Below are 20,935 nucleotides of genomic sequence, written 5' to 3'. Positions count from 1 at the left end.
AATATCTTTAAAACATAAAGCGTTGATACCATATTGATTTAGTATGCATATAATGAAAACTTCAGCGCTAAGAAATAGTCTGACCATAAACTAAAAAAGTATGTATTTTTTAAAAAAACAATAAATGTAATTGACAGAAAATTCTTTAAAAAGGCTTTGTGAAATGAAGATAAAAAGCGTATAATTTAATAAAGGAGTGATCGAGATGGATAAAATCATAATGAAAAAACTGAACAAACAGGGAATTTGGTTTGCAGTGCTTCACACGGTTTTTATCTTCAATCTTGCATTCGATTTCATTGAATTTATGTAGGTAATTGTGGGTAGCCTGGCTATCCACATTTTTTTTGGGAACAAATACATAAAAGAAGGCAGGAGTTTTACTATTGAAGAAGCCATGGAATCGTCATACATATATTCATTTGTTCGAACGTCTTCGCAACGAAGAAATGGCACCACCGATGGAAGCATACATGAAACACCAATTTCCTTTTCTCGGTATTAAAAGCCCAGCACGAAATGAAGCGTTAAAACTTTTCTTTGCGGAACATGACATGCCAGGTAAAGATCAGTTATTTGATGAGGTTTGGGAAATTTACAAGTTCCCAGAGCGAGAGTACCAATATGTAGCTATCGCCTTACTGAGTAAAGAAATTAAAGAGTTAACGATTGAAGATTTGTCGTTCATTGAGAAACTCATTACAGAAAAATCGTGGTGGGACAGTGTAGACTCGATTGCACCTACTATTGTAGGATCCATAATAAGAAAAGATCGCATCGAAGGCGAAAAAGTCATGAGGACATGGTCAGATTCAGAGAATATGTGGTTGAATCGCTCCGCAATCCTTCATCAATTAAAATATAAAAATGAGACAAACGAAAATCTGCTGGAAGAAATCATTTTAAATCATGCAAAATCTAATGAATTCTTCATTCAAAAAGCCATTGGTTGGGTGTTACGTGAATATGCAAAAACCAATCCGGCATTTGTACAACAATTTGTGAAAAAGTATGAATTGAAACCTCTTAGCAAAAGGGAAGCACTTAAGCATATCAAATGAAAAAGCAGCCAAATTCGGCTGCTTTTGTTTTGTGCTATTTGACGGAGTCGCTGATGAATAAATGGTTTTTATAATACATGTTTTTCACCAGCACATTCGGTCCGAGACACTTTACTGCCGGGCAATGACAGTTCAATTCTCTTGCAAGAGGCGAGTCCAACCATTTTTCAAAAATGCTTGGCAATGAGTCACTTTTCATATTGCCAAGAACAGGTGCATCCCCGAAATCTGTGACAATAACCTCACCTGAGAAGATATTGATATTCAATCTCGAACGGCCGTCAGGGTCATTACGAACGGTCACATTTGTTTCTTCTTTCAATCTTTGCTGAAGATGACGGTCTTCTTCACTTGTGCTGCAAGGATAAAATGGCAGAGTGCCGAAAAGCATCCATGTATTTTGATTACGTACATCGAGTAAATGATGAATGGCTTGTCGTGTTTCCTCTAACGTCAATGAAGTCAAACTGCTAGCAAAATCTGATGGGTACATAGGGTGAATTTCATGTCTCGCACATTTCATTTCTTCAACTACTTGCCGATGGATGTGTTCTAAGTACGGCAACGTTTTTTTATTCAACATCGTTTCAGCTGAAACCATAACGCCCGCTTCAGATAACATTCGACTGTTTTCAATCATGCGGTCGAAGAGTTTCGCCCGTTGCTCATATGTAGGTTTTCGTTCCATAACCGCAAATCCAGTTTCCACAAATTCGTCGACCGTTCCCCAGTTATGAGAAATATGTAGGACATCCAGATAAGGAGCAATCATCATATAGCGCTCAGGATCAAGCGTTAGATTAGAATTAATTTGTGTACGCACGCCACGCTCATGTGCGTATTTTAATAGAGGAAGTACATAATTCGTGACCGACTTTTTCGATAACATTGGTTCTCCACCTGTAATACTGAGGGTTTGTAGGTGCGGAATTTCATCCAATCGCTGACGAATAAGATTAAAAGGCAGTGCAACTGGATCTTTGGTCTGAAGGGTATAGCCTACAGCACAATGTGCACAGCGCATGTTGCAAAGCGTGGTAGTCGTAAACTCGATGTTCGACAGTGTCAGCTTGCCGTGTTTTTCCATATCTAAATAGGCTTCCCAAGGATCATTAGTCGGAGTTAGCTTTTGCATTGTTGTGTTCATCAATCAATCGTCCTTTCTACAAAAAAACATTGTCGCATATCAAACGGCCAATGAAAACGTTAGATTTTAGATTTTAAGTCGATTCAAGTAATATAAGAAGAAAAGGTGAATTTTATGGATCTTTCAAATCCAATACTCCTGTATGATGGCAGCTGTGGTTTTTGTCAGCAGTCGGTCCAATTTATTCTGCAAAATGAGCGGGACGAAACCGTTTATTTTGCTCCATTACAAAGTGATTTTGCGAGCCAAATACTAAAAGAACATCCATTTTTGCAAACCATTGATTCAATCGTGGTTCTTCAGGGAAAAGACGTGTTAGTGGAATCGGATGCTGTGATCGCTTTGTCGTCCTATCTTAAGTCTCCGTACTCTTTAGGTAGATTGCTAAAAATGGTACCGAAATTTTCCCGAGATGCTTTGTACCGACTCGTGGCAAAACATAGACATCGATTTGTTCGTAATAACGAATCGTGTTTATTGCCATCCCCGCAACAACGCAAACGATTTTTCACTTAATTAAAGGAGAGATTTAGATGTTTTTAGAAGACAATAATGAAATCCGGAAAGAATTGTTTCATACGGTAGAAGGTTTGACAGACGAACAGTTCAACAAAAAACCAGCAAATGACGGATGGTCGGCAAAACAAATTTTTGAACATCTGGTTCGCATGGAAACCGTCATCGCAACAAATATTGCAAGAGAACTGAAAAACCCGGACAGTCCCAAAGCTAGAAAAAAACCAATCGGCCTTTCGACGAATCGCTTAATTAAAGTAGAAGCGCCCGGTTATACAACGCCGACAGAAGACTATCGAACAAAATTGGAAATGCAAAAAGAACTTCATGAGTCACGTCTCTTCTTATTAGATGTGTATGAATCCAGTACCAAAACTATTTTTAAGGAAAAATCATTAAAACATCCGATTTTTGGACAAGTCCCATTAATTCAATGGTTTCCATTTGTCGGTCTGCATGAAAAACGTCATTTAAAACAATTGAAAAAAACGATTGAAGATCTGTAAGGTCATAAGCGTAACTTATCACATCCAATAATTTTAATGTAATTTACTTATAAAGTAGACTACGTTATGATAGGAACTGGAGAAAAGTCGCTACCAATAGATGAGAGCCTTTTCATAAGATTAAAGGAGGAAAAGACATGGCAAAAAGTAACTTGCATAATAGCCGTACTTCTTTCGATTTAAACGGTAAAACGTATAACTATTACCGTTTAGCGGCGTTAGAAGAGGCAGGGATCGCAAATGTTTCCCGCCTTCCTTATTCAATTAAAGTATTGCTTGAGTCCGTACTGCGCCAACATGACGGATATGTCATCAAAGATGACCATGTAGAAAAATTGGCAAAATGGGGTAAAGATGTTGACCCTGAAGCTGAAGTGCCTTTCAAGCCTTCACGCGTAATTCTTCAAGATTTCACTGGAGTTCCAGTAGTAGTTGACTTAGCAGCACTACGTTCAGCTATGGCTGAAATGGGTGGGGACCCTGACAAAATCAATCCAGCAATTCCAGTTGATTTAGTTATTGACCACTCTGTACAAGTAGACAAATACGGTACAGATGACGCACTTCGCATCAATATGGAACTTGAATTCGAACGTAATGCTGAGCGTTACCAGTTCCTTAGCTGGGCTCAAAAAGCATATGACAATTACCGTGCTGTACCACCGGCAACAGGTATCGTTCACCAAGTAAACTTAGAGTACTTGGCAAACGTTGTGCATGCTGTAGAAAACGAAGATGGTACATACGAAACGTATCCAGATACATTAGTAGGTACTGACTCACATACAACTATGATCAATGGTATCGGTGTATTAGGTTGGGGCGTAGGTGGTATCGAAGCGGAAGCGGGTATGCTTGGTCAACCTTCATACTTCCCAATTCCTGAAGTAATCGGTGTTAAATTGACTGGTGACCTTCCAAACGGAACGACTGCTACTGACTTAGCTCTTAAAGTAACAGAAGTACTTCGTAAAAAAGGTGTAGTAGGGAAATTTGTTGAGTTCTTCGGAGCTGGCGTAACGAAACTTCCATTAGCTGACCGTGCAACAATTGCCAACATGGCTCCTGAGTACGGCGCAACTTGCGGTTTCTTCCCAGTTGATGAAGAAGCACTTGATTACATGCGTTTAACAAGCCGTGACGCAGATCACATCCAAGTAGTTAAAGAATATTTAACTGCTAACGGAATGTTCTTCACTGCTGATAACGAAGATCCATTCTACACAGACGTTGTAGAATTAGACTTATCTACAATTGAACCAAATATGTCTGGACCTAAACGTCCACAAGATTTGATTCCATTGTCTGAAATGAAATCTGAATTCAACAAAGCGGTTGTTGCTCCACAAGGCAACCAAGGATTCGGTTTATCTAAAAAAGAATTCAAGAAGTCTGCTACTGTAACAATGGCAGATGGTTCTGAAGTAACGATTCCTACAGGTGCAATCGGTATCGCTGCCATCACATCTTGTACAAATACTTCAAACCCATTCGTAATGTTAGGTGCGGGTCTTGTTGCTAAAAAAGCAGCTGAAAAAGGCTTACGTCCACCAGCTTACGTGAAAACTTCACTTGCACCAGGTTCTAAAGTTGTAACAGGTTACTTACGTGACGCTGGTCTATTACAACCATTAGCTGATGTAGGATTTGACTTAGTTGGTTATGGTTGTACTACATGTATCGGTAACTCGGGCCCAATGCTTCCTGAAATTGAAAAAGGCATCATTGAAAACGACTTACTTGTTACTTCTGTACTTTCAGGTAACCGTAACTTCGAAGGCCGTATTCACCCATTAGTGAAAGCTAACTACTTAGCTTCACCACCACTTGTTGTTGCTTATGCACTTGCAGGTACGGTTGATATCGATCTTCAAAATGAAGCACTTGGTCAAGACAAAGACGGCAACGATGTATTCTTTGCGGATATCTGGCCATCAACTGAAGAAGTGAAAGAAGTACTTCTTCAAACAGTAACTCCTGAATTATTCCGTAAAGAATATGAGCGCGTTTTCAGTGAAAACGAGCGTTGGAATGCGATTGAAACATCAAATGATTCATTGTATACATTTGACGAAGATTCAACGTACATCCAAAATCCTCCTTATTTCGAAGGCTTAACGAAAGAACCTAGCGATATCCAAACGCTTGCTGGACTTCGTGTAGTTGCGAAATTCGGTGATTCTATTACAACTGACCACATTTCACCAGCTGGTGCGATTGGTAAAGATACACCTGCAGGTAAATACTTGCGCGAACGCGGAGTGGAAGTACGCGACTTTAACTCTTATGGTTCTCGTCGTGGTAGCCATGAAGTGATGATGCGTGGTACGTTTGCAAACATCCGTATCCGTAACCAAATTGCTGCAGGTACAGAAGGTGGATTCACTACTTACTGGCCAAACGGCGAAATCATGGCAATCTATGATGCTGCAATGAAATACCAAGAAGATGGCACTGGCTTAGTTGTATTGGCAGGTAAAGATTACGGTATGGGATCTTCACGTGACTGGGCAGCTAAAGGTACGAACTTACTTGGCATCAAGACAGTCATTGCTGAAAGTTACGAGCGTATTCACCGTTCTAACTTAGTAATGATGGGTGTTTTACCACTTCAATACTTACCAGGTCAAAGTGCTGAAACACTTGGCTTGACTGGTAAAGAAGAAATCAGCGTAAACATTGCTGAAGGCGTGAAACCTCGTGATATCCTGAAAGTAACAGCAAAATCAGCTGACGGTTCTGTTAAAGAATTCGACGTGTTAGCACGTTTCGATTCAGAAGTTGAAGTTGATTACTACCGTCATGGTGGTATCTTACCAATGGTATTGCGTGATAAACTGAAAAACTAAGATTTTTAAGGCTGTCCATTAGGGCAGCCTTTTTATTGTGGGAAATAAATTAATAGTGGAGGAATCCACTTTCGAGGACACAAATAAAGACCATCAATTTTTATGTAAATTGATGGTCTTTATTTGTGTGTCAATCGGCCAGTAGAAGATGGTCCATTAATATAAATCCTTAAAAACCTTGGTGTTAGACACCAGAAAGCTCGATTTCTTTTGAATTGCCACATTAAATTTTCACGACCATTTGTTTATTTGGTTCATCCACGTACAGGCAATACTCGTCCTCCGAAGTAATGTTGGCAATGTCGATAATTTCCTTTGGAATTTTAATGTAGCCGTTATCAGACATAAGTCGTTTGTTATGAGAAGACTTGGGATTTTCTTTTCGAATGAAAATCATTTTTTCCTCATAGGCGATATCTACTTTTCTTCCTGTCTGCAAACCTAAGAGTATCTGAAACTTTTTTGGAATTCTCAATAGTCCAGTAGCAGGAAAGTCTTTGCAAGTGTAAATTTCAATGCTCATATTGGCTCACTCCTTCACTATCTTTTTCCTGTATTTGAGAAAGTGAAACATAAAAGGAAATATGTAGTTTATCAGTTTTTGGGATTCAATGAAAATGCAAATCCTCGAATACAGATCCATAAATGACATCATTTTAAGAAGGTTTTCATAAAATATTTTGGGGTGAAAAAATGCCAAGAGTAAATTACAGAAGTTCAGATGTTGATTTAATGGCAAGGATGATGAGAGCTGAAGCAGAAGGTGAAGGAAAACAGGGGATGTTATATGTTGGAAATGTAATTGTTAATCGAGCTGTTGCAGATTGTTTAGACTTTAAAGATGTAAGAACAATTAATGATGTCATTTTTCAGGTGCAAGGAAATAACTATTCTTTTGAAGCGGTTCAAAAAGGGAATCTATTTTATCAAAGAGCCAGAGAATCGGAAAAAAGATTAGCAAAACAGAACCTAACTAATTGGAGACAACACCCGGGGAAATATGCACTATGGTATTTTAATCCATATGCGCCATGTCCTCCAACATGGTATGATCAGCCTTTTGCCGGTCAATATAAAAACCATTGTTATTATGAACCAAAACCGGGAACATGCGATAGTGTTTATATGGGGTAGGTTGTCGAGGAACTTAATGAATTGGAGTTTTATATTAATCAAGTAATTGTATAAGAATAAGAAAGGGGTCAGTTCACCTAACTGATCCCTTTACTATGGTGGGATTTTGATTCAGTTACCACCTAATGATCTAAAAGGTGTGTAACGAAGCTGAGAAGGTTTATAGTGCATTTATAATTGTCATTTAATTCAGAACATTGGTATGTTACACTTTTTGGAAGAGAGTTTGTAAGAGAGGGAATCATCCTATGAACCTGCCTTTACTAAAATCAAAACTCGTTCCACCCGTTACTAGTGATATTTATATGCGACGGGCTTCTTTGACACGGACATTTAAGCAAATCACTTCAAAAAAATGCACCCTCATTACAGGAGGAGCTGGATATGGTAAGAGCTCCGCAATTGCTCAATATATTGCAGACAGTCGGGTAAATAGTACCTGGTACACCGTTTCGTCCGAAGATGATGATCTGGTACCTTTTTTACGTTATTTAATCGGCAGTATTCAGCGCGTGGTGCCAAGCTTTGGACAACAATTATTAAAAGAATGGTCGTCACAGCCCGCCTTTCCAACCGAGAAAGAATTGATTGCCTGGCATGCCTGGTTTGTCAATGAGCTGGATCAGATTGCGGAACCTCTTGTTATTATTATCGATGACTACCATTTAATTGATCATGTTTTCTCCATCAATTTTATGATGGAGCGCTTGTTGGAACATTGTCCACCAGATGTGCATCTTGTATTGATTTCACGCACCCGGCCGAAATGGACGCAATTATTGAAGTTGAAAATGAGTGGAAAATTGCTTGAAGTGAAAGAAAAAGACCTTGTATTTACCGAAGAAGAAATACTCGTTTACTTCGAGGACTATTTCAACCGTCATTTATCTGATCAGGAGTCCAAGCGCATTTTGGAAATTACGGAAGGATGGGCAATTGCCATTCAATTAATGGCTGTACAATCTGTTAGTTCGGAGAGCTCATTTGATGTGGCAATTAAACCGGCTATGGAAGATTTATTCCATTACCTGTCCGATGAAGTCTTTATGAGATTCTCGGAAGAAGAACAAAAGTGGCTGTTGCAGTTCTCTATTTTCCCAACATTTTCACTTTCATTTATTCATGATTTTTATGGGCAAGATGCAGCGGGTTTCTTGCAATCGTTTCGGAATCAGCATGGTTTTATCCAACAACTCGGTGAAGATTCAGTTTACCGGTACCACGCTTTGTTTCAGCAATATTTAATCTCTAAATGGAGAAAAGCCAATACTCAAGATTTGCAACATGCTCACAAACAGGCTGCCCATTATTTTGAAGATCAGAACGATTCAATTCGCGCCATTCACCATGCATTGCTCAGTGAAGAAGCTCATTTCATTGCACAAATTGTCATGAATGTAGCACCGAAATTATTGAAGTTGGGCCAGTTCGATTTAATTATTGATAGTTTGAAAGAAATCCCTACAGATTCTTTCAGTGAATATCCTGCATTGTTTTATATAGAAGGTGAAGCGAATCGTTATCGTGCTTACTATGAAAAGTCAAAGCAGGCATATCTAAAATGTTTAGCACTCGCAACCGAAAAGCAAGATGCCTACTATATGAGTACTGCACATGCCGGTCTTGCTCATATTTATTTGGATACGATTCAACCAGGATTGGCAGACCCACACCTTGCTTCTGCGATTTTGTATGCCAATCAGGCTACTGTTATGTCGCAAACCGACATGTATAATTTAAAGCGCCAATTTGCTGAGAATCTTGTGAATTTAGGTAAAACAAGAGAAGCCAATGCTTTTATTCAAGAAGAACAGCTACCTGAAGACTTATTGACGGACGGTAACTTGGATGCGCGAATTTTGTTGAGGATGGGAAAACTATCCGCTTCTATTCATCTTCTTGAAAATCGATTAAAAGAAGGTGGCTTGGTGCCGGACTCCCATCGCGAAGCAGCCGTCCTCCTTGCTTTGCTCCATACGATGACAGGTAATCTTTCTGAAGCCAGTAAATACGCGAGTAAAGGGATTGAAAGCGGTATTCGTGAAAAATCCAGTTTTGTTGAAGCGGTAGGTTTGATTCGTAAAGGGCATGCAGAAAGTGTGAACCGGCAATATTTTTTAGATATTCCAGAGCGAATGTATAATCAGGCGATTGATATTATGGATCAACTGGATGTATCGAGAGGCAAAGCAGAACCTTATTTAGGCTTGGCCATTCTAAAAGTTAAACAAGGAATCCATCATGAAGCGATCTTTTTGGCTGAAAAGGGACTACGTGAAACGGAATCTGTTCAGGATGCCTGGCTATCGGCTTACATTAAAATTGGGATTACGATGATTTATTGCACTTCTCATCAATATGAGCAGGCCATTTTATATGCCAAAGAAGCCAAAAAGGACTTTGAGACATGTGGCGATTCTTATGGTTTGATGGTTTCTACATTCTGGATGAGCTTGTGTTCCATGCATCTGAATGAAGAGAAACTGTTTATTGAAGAAGTGAAGTGTTTTTCCCGCGTACTATTGGATGAACAGTACACATTTTTTGTCGATAAATTAACGCTGTATGGTCCATTGGATATGCAACAAGTTTATTCATTAATACAGCATGCTTTAAGACAGTTACCCGATAATGACTATATCCTTCAATTAGCTCAGCATTTGCAGATTGATCCTCAAATTAATTATCCGGGATATACTTTGCATGTTCAATTACTTGGACCGTTAGCGATATCGCTCGGTCGTGAAGAAGTGGAAGACAAGAAGTGGCAAAGGGAAAAAGCAAAAGATTTATTCGTTTATTTATTTATTCATAAAGACCGCTACGTACCAAAAGATGAACTGGTGACGGAACTGTTTGTTGATTTGGATGAGAAGACAGCCAATCGTGATTTTAAAGTTGCACTGAATGCCTTATTCAATGTACTTGAACCAAAAAGGTCACCACGAGCGGAATCCTATTTCATCACACGTAAGCAAAACATGTATCGGATTCATCCGAAAGCTGCCGTGATGAGTGATGTGGAGCAATTTAAACATTTGGCAGAGCAAGGAATGGAAGAACGGAACCCGAAGAAAGCCATTATTTTATTGAAGTCCGCCTCGGCTCTTTATCGAGGTTCATTTTATATGAACCAGAGTTTGAGTGATTGGTTTCAGTTTGAGCAAGAACAGTTTCGCCAAATGTATTTGCAAGTCATTGAGAAACTTGCCCAAAATGCGACCAGACTTCAGCAATTCGATCAAACGATTTATTGGGCTGAGAAATTAATCAAACTCGACCATACGTGGGAAGAAGCCTATCGACTTTTGATGTATGCCCACTACCAGAGACAAAATCGCTCACAGGCGATTAAATGGTATGAACGTTGCGTTCACATGCTGCAACATGAATTTGAGTTAAAACCAATGGAGACCACTGAACAAATGTTTGAATTGATTACCATTGGCTATACATGACCTGTTTCGAGAGAAGTTCTTGGAATGGGTTTTTTGTTTGTTTTCAAATTTTGCACGGGCATTTTTTGTGGTTATTGCTTGGGGGAAACCTTTTGGCTCCTGCGGTTACTCTTCGCAGATACCGTTTGCTCCTGCATCGCTACGCTGCTTCGTCGCAAAAAAATCCCACTCTCTCAGAGTGGGATTTTTTTGTAACTGTTTTGTAACTCTTGTTTTATAAGATAAATGGGAAGCAAGTAAACGCTTACAAAAGAGCGAAGGGGAAGGGGATTTTCATGAAGAGAAAGTCGTGGTTGTTTCTTGTTTTAATTTTTGTTCTTGTTTTTAGCTCGGCTTGTAATTCGACGGATTCACCAGATGTGGAGGCTGAAGGTGAAGAAACGGGCGGTACAATCAAAATCGGTGTTTTGGCATCGTTGACTGGCGCACTTGAATCTTATGGGAAACAAACTCAACGTGGATTTGATCTTGGTATTGAATATGCTACGGACGGAACGATGGAAGTAGCGGGCAAGAAGATTGAAATTATTTATGAAGATACGGAAACAAAACCAGAGGTAGCTGTTCAAAAAGCAACGAAATTATTGGAAGAGGATGAAGTTGATTTTATCGTGGGTTCTTCAAGTTCAGGCGATACATTGGCGGTTCTTCCTTTAGCTGAAGAATACGAAAAAATTATGATTGTTGAGCCAGCAGTAGCGGACAGTATTACGGGTGCAGAATTCAATCCGTATATATTCCGTACATCACGTAACTCGTCTCAAGATGCTGTGGCAGGTGCTGCTGCGATTGCAAAACCGGGTGTGAAAATTGCTACTTTCGCTCCTGACTATTCATTCGGTCTGGACGGGGTTGCAGCATTCAAAAAAGCAGCGGAAGAATTAGGTGCTGAAATTGTGTTAGAAGAGTACGCGGATCCTGCTGCTACTGATTTCACTTCTAATCTACAAAAAGTAATTGAAGCAAAACCAGATTACTTATTTGTTGTTTGGGCAGGGGCGAACTCGCCTTGGAATCAAATTGCGGATTTAAAACTTCAAGAAAAAGGCATCAAGATTTCAACTGGTGCACCTGATATCCCTGCTTTATCGATTATGGAACCACTAGTAGGTATGGAAGGTTTCTCTGTTTACTATCACACTCTACCAAACAATGACGTAAATGATTGGTTAGTAGACGAACATAAAAAACGTTTTAACGGCGAAGTGCCTGACCTATTTACACCAGGTGGGATGTCTGCAGCGATTGCTATCGTGGAAGCTTTGAAAGAATCTGAAGGCAACGTTGATAGCCAGAAGTTGATTGATATTTTGGAAGGCATGTCATTTGAAACGCCAAAAGGCAAGATGACATTCCGTGAAGAAGATCATCAGGCGCTGCAAACATTGTATTCTATCAAACTTGAAAAACAGGATGGTGTGCCATATCCAGTACCGGTGTTGATTCGCGAATTGTCACCAGAGGAAACCGAACCACCAATTCAAAACAAATAACATGTGGAGACGACCTGTTTATACAGGTCTGTCTCTCTCCACGTTCAGGATTCTTTCCTGCATGTGGAGAGAGACAGAAGAAAGGATGAAAATCGATGACCACGATTTTAAGAACCGAAAACTTGACCATTCGCTTTGGTGGACATACAGCGGTAGATCACGTCAATTTCGAAATGCCTGAAAAACATTTTAAATCCATCATCGGACCTAATGGAGCGGGGAAAACTACTTTTTTTAATTTAATCAGTGGGGAATTAAAGCCTTCTGAAGGGAAAGTTTATTTTAAAAATGAAGACATGTCCCGATTTTCGTCCGTGGATCGCACACGAAAAGGACTTGGACGTTCTTTTCAAATTACGAATGTATTCCCAAATCTGACTGTTCTCGAAAATGTCCGTCTCGCTGTTCAGTCAAAAGAAAAAATTCGCTATCAAATGTTCCGACATATAACGTCATATCCATCTCTTATAAAAAAAGCAGAAGAATTGCTGGAAGTCGTCCTTCTCTTAAACAAAAAACAAGCGATTGCCAGTCAATTGTCTCACGGTGAAAAACGCAAATTGGAGATTGCGATGTTACTAGCTTTGGATACAGAAGTATTACTACTCGACGAACCGACTGCAGGGATGTCACTAGAAGAAGTACCAACCATTCTTGAAGTCATCCGACGTATCAAACAGCAGGATAATAAAACCATCTTACTAATCGAACACAAAATGGATATGATTCTAGATTTATCAGATTCCATCATGGTGTTGTTTAATGGAACGCTTTTGGCAGACGGTACGCCTGAAGAAATCATGCAAAATGAAACGGTTCAAAACGCTTATTTAGGAGGCTCCTACAATGAACACCATGCTCAAAGTTGACGGCGTCCACACCCATATCGGCCAGTATCATATTTTGCAGGGCATTTCGTTTGAAGCAAAAGAAGGCGAAGTCAGCGTGTTGCTCGGTCGTAACGGAGCTGGAAAAACGACAACGTTGAAAACCATTCTCGGTCTGACACCCGCTTCAAAAGGTATCGTAACGTTCAAGGGTCAGGATATCACGAAAAAACCCACACATGGCATTGCAAATACAGGTATTGGCTATGTCCCTGAAGATCAGGGCATATTTGGCGCATTGACTGTTGAAGAAAATATGAAAGTAGCAATGCGAAAAGAAGATGAAGTCACTTTAGCCAAACAGGACTATGTGTTGAACCTCTTTCCGGACTTGAAAAAGTTCTGGAAAAAAGACGGGGGTCATTTATCTGGCGGGCAGAAGCAAATGCTTGCCATGGCACGTGCATTTGTAGGGAACAGTCAGTTGTTACTGATTGACGAACCATCTAAAGGGCTTGCTCCCATTGTGATTGAAAAAGTGATGGAAGCCATCATGGATATGAAAAAACATACCACCATTGTATTGGTTGAACAGAACTTCATGATGGCAAGCCGAATCGGTGATACATACACACTCCTCGATGACGGGAAAACAGTCCAGTCCGGTTTGATGCAGGAATTGATTCAGGATGAACAAGTGAAACGAAAATATTTAGGGATCGGATAAGGAGGAACAGTCATGGAACTACTCTTGAATTTAATGATCAATGGGCTAGCGACCGGCATGTTAATTTTCCTTCTTGCTGCCGGGTTGACCTTAATTTTCGGTTTAATGGATGTGCTGAACTTTGCTCATGGAGGGTTATTTGCCTGGGGGGCCTATTCCTCCGTTTGGTTTTATGCGTTGACAGACAGTTTTGTCGTGGCGATTCTCGGAGCGATAGTTACGGGAATCATTCTCGGATTCATTACTGAAAAATTAATCATTACACCTGTTTATGGCAATCATATTCAACAAATTTTGATTACTTTAGGTTTCATGCTTGTATTAACTGAATTGTTGAAAGTTGTGTTCGGACCGAACCAGATACCGGCGAAAACGCCCCCATACCTAGCAGGCAGTTGGGAAATTGGAGACGTTATCATTATTAAGTACCGTGTATTTATCATAGTGGTTGGCTTCCTGATTTTCGGGATCTTCCAATACATCTTAAAGAAAACAAAAATCGGCTTAATCGTGCGAGCAGGCGTTATGAATAAAGAAATGGTGCAGACGCTTGGCATCAATATTAAAAATGTCTTTCTTTATGTTTTTATTGCGGGTGCCGCTTTGGCTGCACTAGGTGGTGCACTAATGGCTCCGTATTCCGGTGTAATCTATGCGGAAATGGGCATGGAATTCGCCATTTTGGGGTTCATTGTCGTGGTCATCGGCGGAATGGGCAGTTTTCCTGGATCATTGCTCGCAGCCATCCTCGTAGGCTTAGCAGGAAGTTTTATGGCGTATTACGTCCCATCCCTCTCGCTAGCCGTCAACATGATGTTAATGGCCGTCGTACTCATATTCCGTCCGCAAGGATTATTCAAGGCGAAGGGGTGACCACATGACCAGTAAATATCAATGGAACAATATTTTCCTGACCTTAATTGCCATTGTCTTATTCATCTTCCCTTTCGTAGCTGACTCCAGAACATGGACTATATTATTGACGCAAATTTTTATCTTCTCGATTTTGGCTATGAGTTACGACATTTTACTCGGTTATACGGGCATTGTATCATTCGGCCACGCAATGTTCTTTGGTATGGGTGCGTATACGACCGCAGTCATGCTGGACCGAATGGAACCAACCATCGGTGTATTTGTTTTATCCATCGCTACGGGTATGTTACTCGCAGGTGCTGTCAGCTTTATCGTAGGCTTAATGACATTGCGTCTGAAAAGTCATTTCTTTGCTATGTTGACACTTGCTGTATCCGGATTGTTTCTTGTTTTAGCAGAAAAATGGCGTACTCTGACATCCGGAAATGATGGGTTTACATTCCGAGCACCGGAGTTTTTCAAAGATCGCATGGTCTTTTATCTAGTCACGCTTGTTTGTCTCGTTGTGGTCTATCTCTTATTAAGAAGATTTGTGCAATCACCGATGGGGCATGTGCTAGTAGCGGTACGTGAAAACGAGCAACGAACAAAATCGCTCGGCTTTAAAACTCTTCACTATAAAGTAATTGCCTCTGTAGTCGCTGGAGTGGTGGCAAGTTTGGCGGGTTCGTTATATGCGGTTAGTTTACGATTCGTCAATACAAGTGTATTAACGATGGATATCACACTGGATGCCTTGCTCATGACGATCATAGGAGGCGTCGGGACATTAATCGGTCCCATTATTGGAGCTGGAGTAATTGAGTTATCCCAACATTATTTATCCGGGTTGGCTAAGGAATACCCAATTTTTGAAAGATGGATCATTTTCTTCGGAATTGTTTATATTCTGGCGGTTATTTTCTTCCCTTCAGGCATTGTGGGAACTGTTCGACAAGCACTACATAAACGTAAAAAACCCGCAGTACTTGAAAAGTCGTCGTCGGGCACGGAGGGATTGTAATGCATATAGGCATCGTCAGCACTGGTCTTTACATCCCTAGTCAGTACATGACAGCTGAAGAAATCTCGGAAGCTTCAGGCGTACCTTTACATGTGGTAAAAGATAAAATGGGCATTACGAAAAAACCAATTCCTGGCCCTGAGGATCACACGGTTCAGATGGGGATTTGGGCAGCAAAGGATGCGCTTGAAAGAAGTCATGTCGATCCGAAATCCATTGACTGTGTCATCTATATAGGTGAAGAACATAAGGAATACCCCCTCTGGACAGCGGCTATCAAGACGCAGGAAGAAATCGGCGCTTTTCATGCATGGGGATTTGATATTGCCCTTCGATGCGGCACAACCATATTAGCGCTTAAACTGGCACAAAGTTTGATGCTTGCAGACGATTCCATCGAGACCGTTCTGCTGGCAGGTGGATATCGAAATGGAGATTTTATTGATTACACAAATGAGCGGACCCGCTTCATGTTCAATCTCGGAGCGGGAGGTGGCGCAATGATTTTGAAAAAGAATCATGGCCACAATATTTTACTAGAATCCGATATCATGACAGACGGTTCCTTTTCGGAAGACGTACTGGTCCCAGTTGGAGGAACGAAAAATCCCCTGACGCATGAGCTTTTGGATACTGGTTCATACCGACTTGATGTCACCGACCCAGAAGGTATGAAAAAACGCCTGGAACAAAAATCTATGCAAAACTTTTTGAAGGTCATCAGACACTCTTTGTCGAAAAGCGGATATACAGAACAAGATATATCGTATGTTGCGATGCTCCACATGAAGAAGTCCGCACATGACTACGTGCTGAATGAACTAGGGCTAACGGAAGACCAGTCCATTTATTTACATGAATATGGTCATATTGGCCAAATGGATCAAATCCTTTCTTTGCAGCTTGCCGAACAACAAGGAAAGCTGCAAAAAGGAGATATTGTTGTATTAGTCAGTGCGGGTATCGGCTATGCGTGGGGAGCAACAACGATTAAATGGGGTTCTGAATAGGGGGAGTGTAAATGGCAATGCAAAAAATATTACTCGATAACGGCGAAACAATTTCATACCGTGAACGATACGGCGGAGAGCAAGTCGTCGTCCTTGTTCATGGGAATATGACTTCTTCTCAGCACTGGGATGTGCTCATGGATGCTCTTGATCCGAAGTATAAATTGTATGCGCTTGATTTGAGAGGATTCGGTGAGTCGAGCTACCATACACGCATTCAAGGAATTGGTGACTTTGCTTCAGACTTGAAAGGTTTCGTTGATGCTCTTGGACTTGAAACTTTTCATTTAATCGGTTGGTCAACAGGTGGCGCAATCTGCATGCAATTTGTCGCTGACAACCCTGAATATTGTGAGAAACTTGTCCTGCTCGCTTCCGCATCAACCCGTGGCTATCCATTCTTCGGAACAAATCCTGATGGGACACCTGATTTTCAAACTCGTCTTCAAACCATTGAAGAAGTGGAAAACGATGCTGGAAAAACTAAAGCCGTACAAGGTTTATACGATTCGCAAAACCGTGAAGGGCTTATAGGACTCTGGAATGCGCTGATCTATTCTCATAACCAGCCTGAAGAGAAAAAATATGATGAATATGTTACGGATATGCTCACGCAACGTAATCTCGCGGACGTCTATCATTCATTAAACACTTTTAATATCAGCAATCTGCATAACGGACTAAGTCAAGGAACGAATCAAGCAAAGGATATCAACATTCCGGTCCTCATTTTAAGAGGGGATCGCGATTATGTCGTTTCTGAAGCAATGACACAAGAAATCGTTGAAGACTTGGGGGACAACGCTACGTATATCCCATTAACCAATAGTGGGCATTCTCCACTTATCGATGACATGCCACAATTAACACAACGAATCGAAGAATTTTTAGGGTAGGAGATGAAGATATGCGTTTAGAAAGGCAAGTTGCTATTATCACCGGTGGCGCAAATGGGATTGGCTATGCAGCGGTCGAACGCTTTGCACAAGAAGGAGCTCGCATCATTTTGGCAGACTATGATAAATCGACCGGAGCGAAAGCTGCAGAAGAGTTAAGAGAGCAAGGCCATGACGTGACGTTTGTTCAAGTAGATGTGGCAGATCGAGACAGTGTCAAGAACATGGTTACACAGGCGGTAGATATTTACGGAGGCATTGATATCTTAGTGAATAATGCAGGCATAACCAGAGATGCAATGCTCGCCAAAATGGAGATGGCCGATTTCCAGCGAGTCCTGGATGTCAATTTAACGGGTGTCTTTAATTGTACACAAAGTGTATTGCCGCATTTGATTGAAAAAGGGAAAGGGAAAATCATCAATACCTCCTCTGTTAGTGGCGTGTACGGAAATGTGGGTCAGACAAATTATGCCGCATCAAAAGCAGCAGTCGTTGGCATGACCAAATCATGGGCAAAAGAACTGGGCCGTAAAGGCATTAATGTCAATGCGGTAGCTCCAGGTTTCACCTTGACGGCAATGGTCGAAAAAATGCCGGATAAAATCATCGACCAAATGAAGTCGATTGTAGCATTGCAGCGTCTGGCTGTACCGCAAGATATTGCCAATGCGTATTTATTTCTTGCCTCGTCAGAATCGGATTATGTACATGGGCATGTACTGCATGTTGACGGTGGCATCATGATGTAAGAAAGGTAGGGTACATATGTATAATGATCAATCCTGGTTTTTAAAACGAGCACAAATGGCGCCTTCTCGCCTTGCCTGTGTTGATATCGATAGTGGCAAGCAGTGGACATATGCTCAATTTGCTCGTCTTATTGAACAGTGGGCACAACGCTTATCTGACGAGAATTTGCAACAAGGCGACCGGGTGGCGGTACTTGCTGCGAATCATCCCGAGTTGCTTGCCATATTATTTGCGTGCGGATTGAAAGGTTATATTTATGTCCCTTTGAATTTCAGATTAAGCCCACATGAACTCGCGGATATTCTGGCTAATTGTGAGCCATCGATTCTCATAACGGACGATTCATACGGCAGTATGGCATCTTCCTTAATGGTCAAGAAAGTCCTGAAACGGGAATTACTTATCACAAGTACCCCTTGTTTATTTAATACAGACGATATCCGTTGTGTCTCAGTAGATGAACCGTGGATGATGATTTATACAGGAGGTACGACAGGGAAACCTAAAGGAGTTTTACTGTCCTATGACAACGTTAACTGGAATGCGATGAATACAATCGTAAGCTGGGGGTTGTCTGAAAAGGATTGCACCGTTAACTATATGCCTCTTTTCCATACAGGGGGCTTGAATGCTTTATCAATCCCAATCCTCATGGCGGGAGGAACAGTGGTCATCGGTCATCGATTTGATGCAGAAGAGGCTTTGACGGAAATACTGAAGCGTAAAGCCACCATTTCCTTGTTCGTCCCAACGATGTATCAATTAATGACACAGACGGAAACGTTCAGAACGAATGATTTTCCTGATGTACGTGTGTTTCTGTCCGGCGGTGCTCCTTGCCCGGTCACGATTTATGAAAAATTCGACACCAAAGGGTTACCGTTTAAAGAAGGTTATGGTCTTACTGAAGCGGGACCGAATAATTTTGTGATCGATGTCGAAGTCGCAAAAGTCAAAAGAGGCTCTGTCGGCAAGAGCATGCAATTTGTTGATACATTGATTGTCTCAGATAACCATCAACCGGTCTCAATCGGGGAAGTAGGAGAGCTTTGGATACGTGGGAGGCATGTGTTCAAGGGCTATTGGCGCAACGCTAATGAAACCGCAGCGACAATGGCTAACGAGTGGCTGAAAACTGGCGATTTGGCTAGAATCGATGAAGCCGGTGATACGTACATCGTCGGACGAAAAAAAGACATGATTGTTACCGGTGGAGAGAACGTCTATCCCCAGGAAATTGAACATTGCCTTCTCATGCATCGTACTGTCAGGGAAGCGGCTGTCATTGGTTTACCAGATGGGAAGTGGGGGGAAGTTGTTACAGCATTTGTTTCAATGAGTGACGCTGCTAATTTTGAAGAAAATCTATTGACCGACCATTGCCGTCAGTTTTTAGGAGGCTATAAAATCCCTAAAAAGTTTGTGGTGTTACCTGAGCTGCCGAAAACGCATGTAGGGAAAATTGATAAGAAGCAACTGTCTGCCTTGAATGTCGTGTAACTGCTTTTTCTTGCTCAATTTTGTATAATGGTGCAAGAGGTGAGCAACATGTTTGTAAGTGAAAAAGAAATTGAAATTCGTTATGCCGAAACCGATCAAATGGGTGTTGTTTATCACGCAAACTATTTGGTGTGGATGGAAATCGGCAGAACGAATCTGATTGAAGATTTAGGCTACACTTATGCCGGTTTGGAAAGTGAAGGCTATTTATCTCCAGTGACGGATTTGACGATCCAATATAAAGCGTCAATGAAATATGGTCAGAAAGCGACTGTTCGCACGTGGGTCGAGTCTCATGGAAAACTTCGTACGACTTATGGGTATGAGATTTTACATGCTGATGGTACGATAGCAGCAACAGCGAAGTCAGAACATGTATTGGTAAAAAAAGAAACGTTCCGACCCGTGTCTCTTAAGAAAGTGAATGCGGAGTGGGACGCTACATATGCAGAAATCGCCAAGGTGAAGAGCTGATGGCTTTTGGATTGAAACGTCATGAGTTAGTCGCTTGGAAAGAAGCTGTCAGTAGAGGCGAAATTGCATTTCTGACCCATTACTGGCTGGATGATCGATTTCCGGGTTGCAAGACCGTAACGAAAGTCGGTTGTGCAGATGTTGAACGCTTAATCAAGTGGGGAAAGCAATATGGTCTAAAGCCAGAGTGGATTGACTACAAGGAAGCGTATCCGCATTTTGATTTATTCGGAAAGCATCAGGAAGCGATTTTACGCAAAGAAAATATGCTGAATCATTTGCAACGCTTTGCCAATTAGAAAAAATCCACTAGGAGTGTACACTCTTAGTGGATTTTTTGCTTATTTCACATATCAATAGGTATAGTGGCAACCTTTACATTTAAATGTCCGTTCAGGAAACAAAGCATCTACAAAGAAACTCCTTATCAACAAAGTCAATCGAATTTTATAAAAAAAGAGATGCTTAAAGGAGAGGAAAAGTGAGGAAAAAATTTAAATGGTTTTCAAAGAAGGATCCCATGTTAAAAGCATTAGAAATAATTAAAAAAGAGGAAAAAAAACAAATTGATTTGGCTGATCAATTGTTGAAAAACCTAATTAAAAAAATAGAGAGAGAGAAAATCAGGAGAAAGAACAAAGAAGAAGGGGATGAAACGATTTTTAGAGAGCTTTAGCGAAAGGTTGCATGAAAAATAAGACAAAG

20 protein-coding genes are annotated in these 20,935 nt (G+C 40.9%); 18 read left to right on the top strand and 2 right to left on the bottom strand.

Annotated features, from left to right (window positions below):
• Positions 1 to 386 precede the first annotated feature (386 nt).
• Positions 387 to 1,061: a DNA alkylation repair protein gene (locus M9R32_RS02115; protein WP_269925084.1), complete on the top strand. Its 675-nt coding sequence runs from the start codon at positions 387 to 389 to the stop codon at positions 1,059 to 1,061.
• Positions 1,062 to 1,095: 34 nt separating this feature from the next.
• Here the strand turns inward: M9R32_RS02115 and yfkAB are convergent, their stop codons facing one another.
• Positions 1,096 to 2,208, bottom strand: a complete 1,113-nt coding sequence (yfkAB, locus tag M9R32_RS02110) for a radical SAM/CxCxxxxC motif protein YfkAB (RefSeq protein WP_269925083.1) — start codon at positions 2,206 to 2,208, stop codon at positions 1,096 to 1,098.
• A gap of 114 nt (positions 2,209 to 2,322) precedes the next feature.
• Between yfkAB and M9R32_RS02105 the strand changes: the two genes are divergently transcribed.
• From M9R32_RS02105 to acnA, 3 genes are all read left to right on the top strand, one after another.
• The gene (locus M9R32_RS02105; RefSeq protein ID WP_269925082.1) at positions 2,323 to 2,724 is read left to right on the top strand and encodes a thiol-disulfide oxidoreductase DCC family protein; all 402 of its coding nucleotides are present in this window, start codon (positions 2,323 to 2,325) and stop codon (positions 2,722 to 2,724) included.
• A 17-nt stretch (positions 2,725 to 2,741) separates the two neighbouring features.
• Positions 2,742 to 3,230, top strand: a complete 489-nt coding sequence (locus M9R32_RS02100) for a DinB family protein (RefSeq protein ID WP_269925081.1) — start codon at positions 2,742 to 2,744, stop codon at positions 3,228 to 3,230.
• Positions 3,231 to 3,367: 137 nt separating this feature from the next.
• The gene (acnA, locus tag M9R32_RS02095) at positions 3,368 to 6,079 is read left to right on the top strand and encodes an aconitate hydratase AcnA (RefSeq protein WP_269925080.1); all 2,712 of its coding nucleotides are present in this window, start codon (positions 3,368 to 3,370) and stop codon (positions 6,077 to 6,079) included.
• Between the two features lie 223 nt (positions 6,080 to 6,302).
• Here acnA and M9R32_RS02090 read toward each other — a convergent pair whose 3' ends face one another.
• The gene (locus tag M9R32_RS02090) at positions 6,303 to 6,602 is read right to left on the bottom strand and encodes a hypothetical protein (protein ID WP_269925079.1); all 300 of its coding nucleotides are present in this window, start codon (positions 6,600 to 6,602) and stop codon (positions 6,303 to 6,305) included.
• A gap of 170 nt (positions 6,603 to 6,772) precedes the next feature.
• Between M9R32_RS02090 and M9R32_RS02085 the strand changes: the two genes are divergently transcribed.
• From M9R32_RS02085 to M9R32_RS02020, 14 genes are all read left to right on the top strand, one after another.
• Positions 6,773 to 7,213 (top strand): cell wall hydrolase, encoded by a 441-nt coding sequence (locus tag M9R32_RS02085; RefSeq protein WP_269925078.1) that lies wholly within the window; start codon positions 6,773 to 6,775, stop codon positions 7,211 to 7,213.
• Between the two features lie 248 nt (positions 7,214 to 7,461).
• Positions 7,462 to 10,671: a BTAD domain-containing putative transcriptional regulator gene (locus tag M9R32_RS02080; RefSeq protein ID WP_269925077.1), complete on the top strand. Its 3,210-nt coding sequence runs from the start codon at positions 7,462 to 7,464 to the stop codon at positions 10,669 to 10,671.
• 275 nt (positions 10,672 to 10,946) lie between these two features.
• Entirely contained in the window at positions 10,947 to 12,164 is a 1,218-nt protein-coding gene (locus tag M9R32_RS02075) for a substrate-binding domain-containing protein (RefSeq protein WP_269925076.1), read from the top strand.
• 95 nt (positions 12,165 to 12,259) lie between these two features.
• Positions 12,260 to 13,033: an ABC transporter ATP-binding protein gene (locus M9R32_RS02070; RefSeq protein WP_269925075.1), complete on the top strand. Its 774-nt coding sequence runs from the start codon at positions 12,260 to 12,262 to the stop codon at positions 13,031 to 13,033.
• Entirely contained in the window at positions 13,011 to 13,718 is a 708-nt protein-coding gene (locus M9R32_RS02065; RefSeq protein ID WP_269925074.1) for an ABC transporter ATP-binding protein, read from the top strand. The genes M9R32_RS02070 and M9R32_RS02065 overlap by 23 nt, the downstream gene beginning before the upstream one ends.
• 12 nt (positions 13,719 to 13,730) lie before the next feature.
• Positions 13,731 to 14,591 carry a branched-chain amino acid ABC transporter permease gene (locus M9R32_RS02060; protein WP_269925073.1) on the top strand — a complete coding sequence of 287 codons (861 nt, stop codon included), beginning with the start codon at positions 13,731 to 13,733 and terminating at the stop codon, positions 14,589 to 14,591.
• 4 nt (positions 14,592 to 14,595) lie between these two features.
• Positions 14,596 to 15,597: a branched-chain amino acid ABC transporter permease gene (locus M9R32_RS02055; RefSeq protein ID WP_269925072.1), complete on the top strand. Its 1,002-nt coding sequence runs from the start codon at positions 14,596 to 14,598 to the stop codon at positions 15,595 to 15,597.
• Entirely contained in the window at positions 15,597 to 16,607 is a 1,011-nt protein-coding gene (locus M9R32_RS02050; RefSeq protein WP_269925071.1) for a 3-oxoacyl-ACP synthase, read from the top strand. Before M9R32_RS02055 ends, M9R32_RS02050 begins: the two co-directional genes overlap by 1 nt.
• Positions 16,608 to 16,618: 11 nt before the next feature.
• Entirely contained in the window at positions 16,619 to 17,503 is an 885-nt protein-coding gene (phaZ, locus tag M9R32_RS02045; protein WP_269925070.1) for an intracellular short-chain-length polyhydroxyalkanoate depolymerase, read from the top strand.
• 11 nt (positions 17,504 to 17,514) lie between these two features.
• Positions 17,515 to 18,255, top strand: coding sequence for a 3-oxoacyl-ACP reductase FabG (fabG, locus tag M9R32_RS02040; protein WP_269925069.1), 741 nt, complete (start codon positions 17,515 to 17,517; stop codon positions 18,253 to 18,255).
• A 16-nt stretch (positions 18,256 to 18,271) separates the two neighbouring features.
• Positions 18,272 to 19,756, top strand: coding sequence for an AMP-binding protein (locus M9R32_RS02035; RefSeq protein ID WP_269925068.1), 1,485 nt, complete (start codon positions 18,272 to 18,274; stop codon positions 19,754 to 19,756).
• Positions 19,757 to 19,804: 48 nt separating this feature from the next.
• Positions 19,805 to 20,230, top strand: coding sequence for an acyl-CoA thioesterase (locus tag M9R32_RS02030; protein WP_269925067.1), 426 nt, complete (start codon positions 19,805 to 19,807; stop codon positions 20,228 to 20,230).
• Positions 20,230 to 20,529, top strand: coding sequence for a hypothetical protein (locus tag M9R32_RS02025; protein ID WP_269925066.1), 300 nt, complete (start codon positions 20,230 to 20,232; stop codon positions 20,527 to 20,529). Before M9R32_RS02030 ends, M9R32_RS02025 begins: the two co-directional genes overlap by 1 nt.
• Positions 20,530 to 20,750: 221 nt before the next feature.
• Complete coding sequence (locus M9R32_RS02020; RefSeq protein ID WP_269925065.1) at positions 20,751 to 20,906, top strand: hypothetical protein; 156 nt, start codon at positions 20,751 to 20,753, stop codon at positions 20,904 to 20,906.
• The last annotated feature ends 29 nt before the right edge of the window (positions 20,907 to 20,935 follow it).

Source organism: Paenisporosarcina quisquiliarum (assembly GCF_027563315.1).
In the GTDB taxonomy this organism is placed as follows: Bacteria; Bacillota; Bacilli; order Bacillales_A; family Planococcaceae; genus Paenisporosarcina; species Paenisporosarcina quisquiliarum.
Note: the sequence above shows the minus strand (reverse complement) of the source record. Positions and strands in the feature narration are given on the sequence as shown.

Coding starts and splice junctions, on each gene's coding strand:
- yfkAB (WP_269925083.1), bottom strand. CDS start 2,208: ATGAACACAACAATGCAAAAGCTAACTCCGACTAATGATCCTTGGGAA.
- M9R32_RS02105 (WP_269925082.1), top strand. CDS start 2,323: ATGGATCTTTCAAATCCAATACTCCTGTATGATGGCAGCTGTGGTTTT.
- M9R32_RS02100 (WP_269925081.1), top strand. CDS start 2,742: ATGTTTTTAGAAGACAATAATGAAATCCGGAAAGAATTGTTTCATACG.
- acnA (WP_269925080.1), top strand. CDS start 3,368: ATGGCAAAAAGTAACTTGCATAATAGCCGTACTTCTTTCGATTTAAAC.
- M9R32_RS02090 (WP_269925079.1), bottom strand. CDS start 6,602: ATGAGCATTGAAATTTACACTTGCAAAGACTTTCCTGCTACTGGACTA.
- M9R32_RS02085 (WP_269925078.1), top strand. CDS start 6,773: ATGCCAAGAGTAAATTACAGAAGTTCAGATGTTGATTTAATGGCAAGG.
- M9R32_RS02080 (WP_269925077.1), top strand. CDS start 7,462: ATGAACCTGCCTTTACTAAAATCAAAACTCGTTCCACCCGTTACTAGT.
- M9R32_RS02075 (WP_269925076.1), top strand. CDS start 10,947: ATGAAGAGAAAGTCGTGGTTGTTTCTTGTTTTAATTTTTGTTCTTGTT.
- M9R32_RS02070 (WP_269925075.1), top strand. CDS start 12,260: ATGACCACGATTTTAAGAACCGAAAACTTGACCATTCGCTTTGGTGGA.
- M9R32_RS02065 (WP_269925074.1), top strand. CDS start 13,011: ATGAACACCATGCTCAAAGTTGACGGCGTCCACACCCATATCGGCCAG.
- M9R32_RS02060 (WP_269925073.1), top strand. CDS start 13,731: ATGGAACTACTCTTGAATTTAATGATCAATGGGCTAGCGACCGGCATG.
- M9R32_RS02055 (WP_269925072.1), top strand. CDS start 14,596: ATGACCAGTAAATATCAATGGAACAATATTTTCCTGACCTTAATTGCC.
- M9R32_RS02050 (WP_269925071.1), top strand. CDS start 15,597: ATGCATATAGGCATCGTCAGCACTGGTCTTTACATCCCTAGTCAGTAC.
- phaZ (WP_269925070.1), top strand. CDS start 16,619: ATGGCAATGCAAAAAATATTACTCGATAACGGCGAAACAATTTCATAC.
- fabG (WP_269925069.1), top strand. CDS start 17,515: ATGCGTTTAGAAAGGCAAGTTGCTATTATCACCGGTGGCGCAAATGGG.
- M9R32_RS02035 (WP_269925068.1), top strand. CDS start 18,272: ATGTATAATGATCAATCCTGGTTTTTAAAACGAGCACAAATGGCGCCT.
- M9R32_RS02030 (WP_269925067.1), top strand. CDS start 19,805: ATGTTTGTAAGTGAAAAAGAAATTGAAATTCGTTATGCCGAAACCGAT.
- M9R32_RS02025 (WP_269925066.1), top strand. CDS start 20,230: ATGGCTTTTGGATTGAAACGTCATGAGTTAGTCGCTTGGAAAGAAGCT.
- M9R32_RS02020 (WP_269925065.1), top strand. CDS start 20,751: ATGTTAAAAGCATTAGAAATAATTAAAAAAGAGGAAAAAAAACAAATT.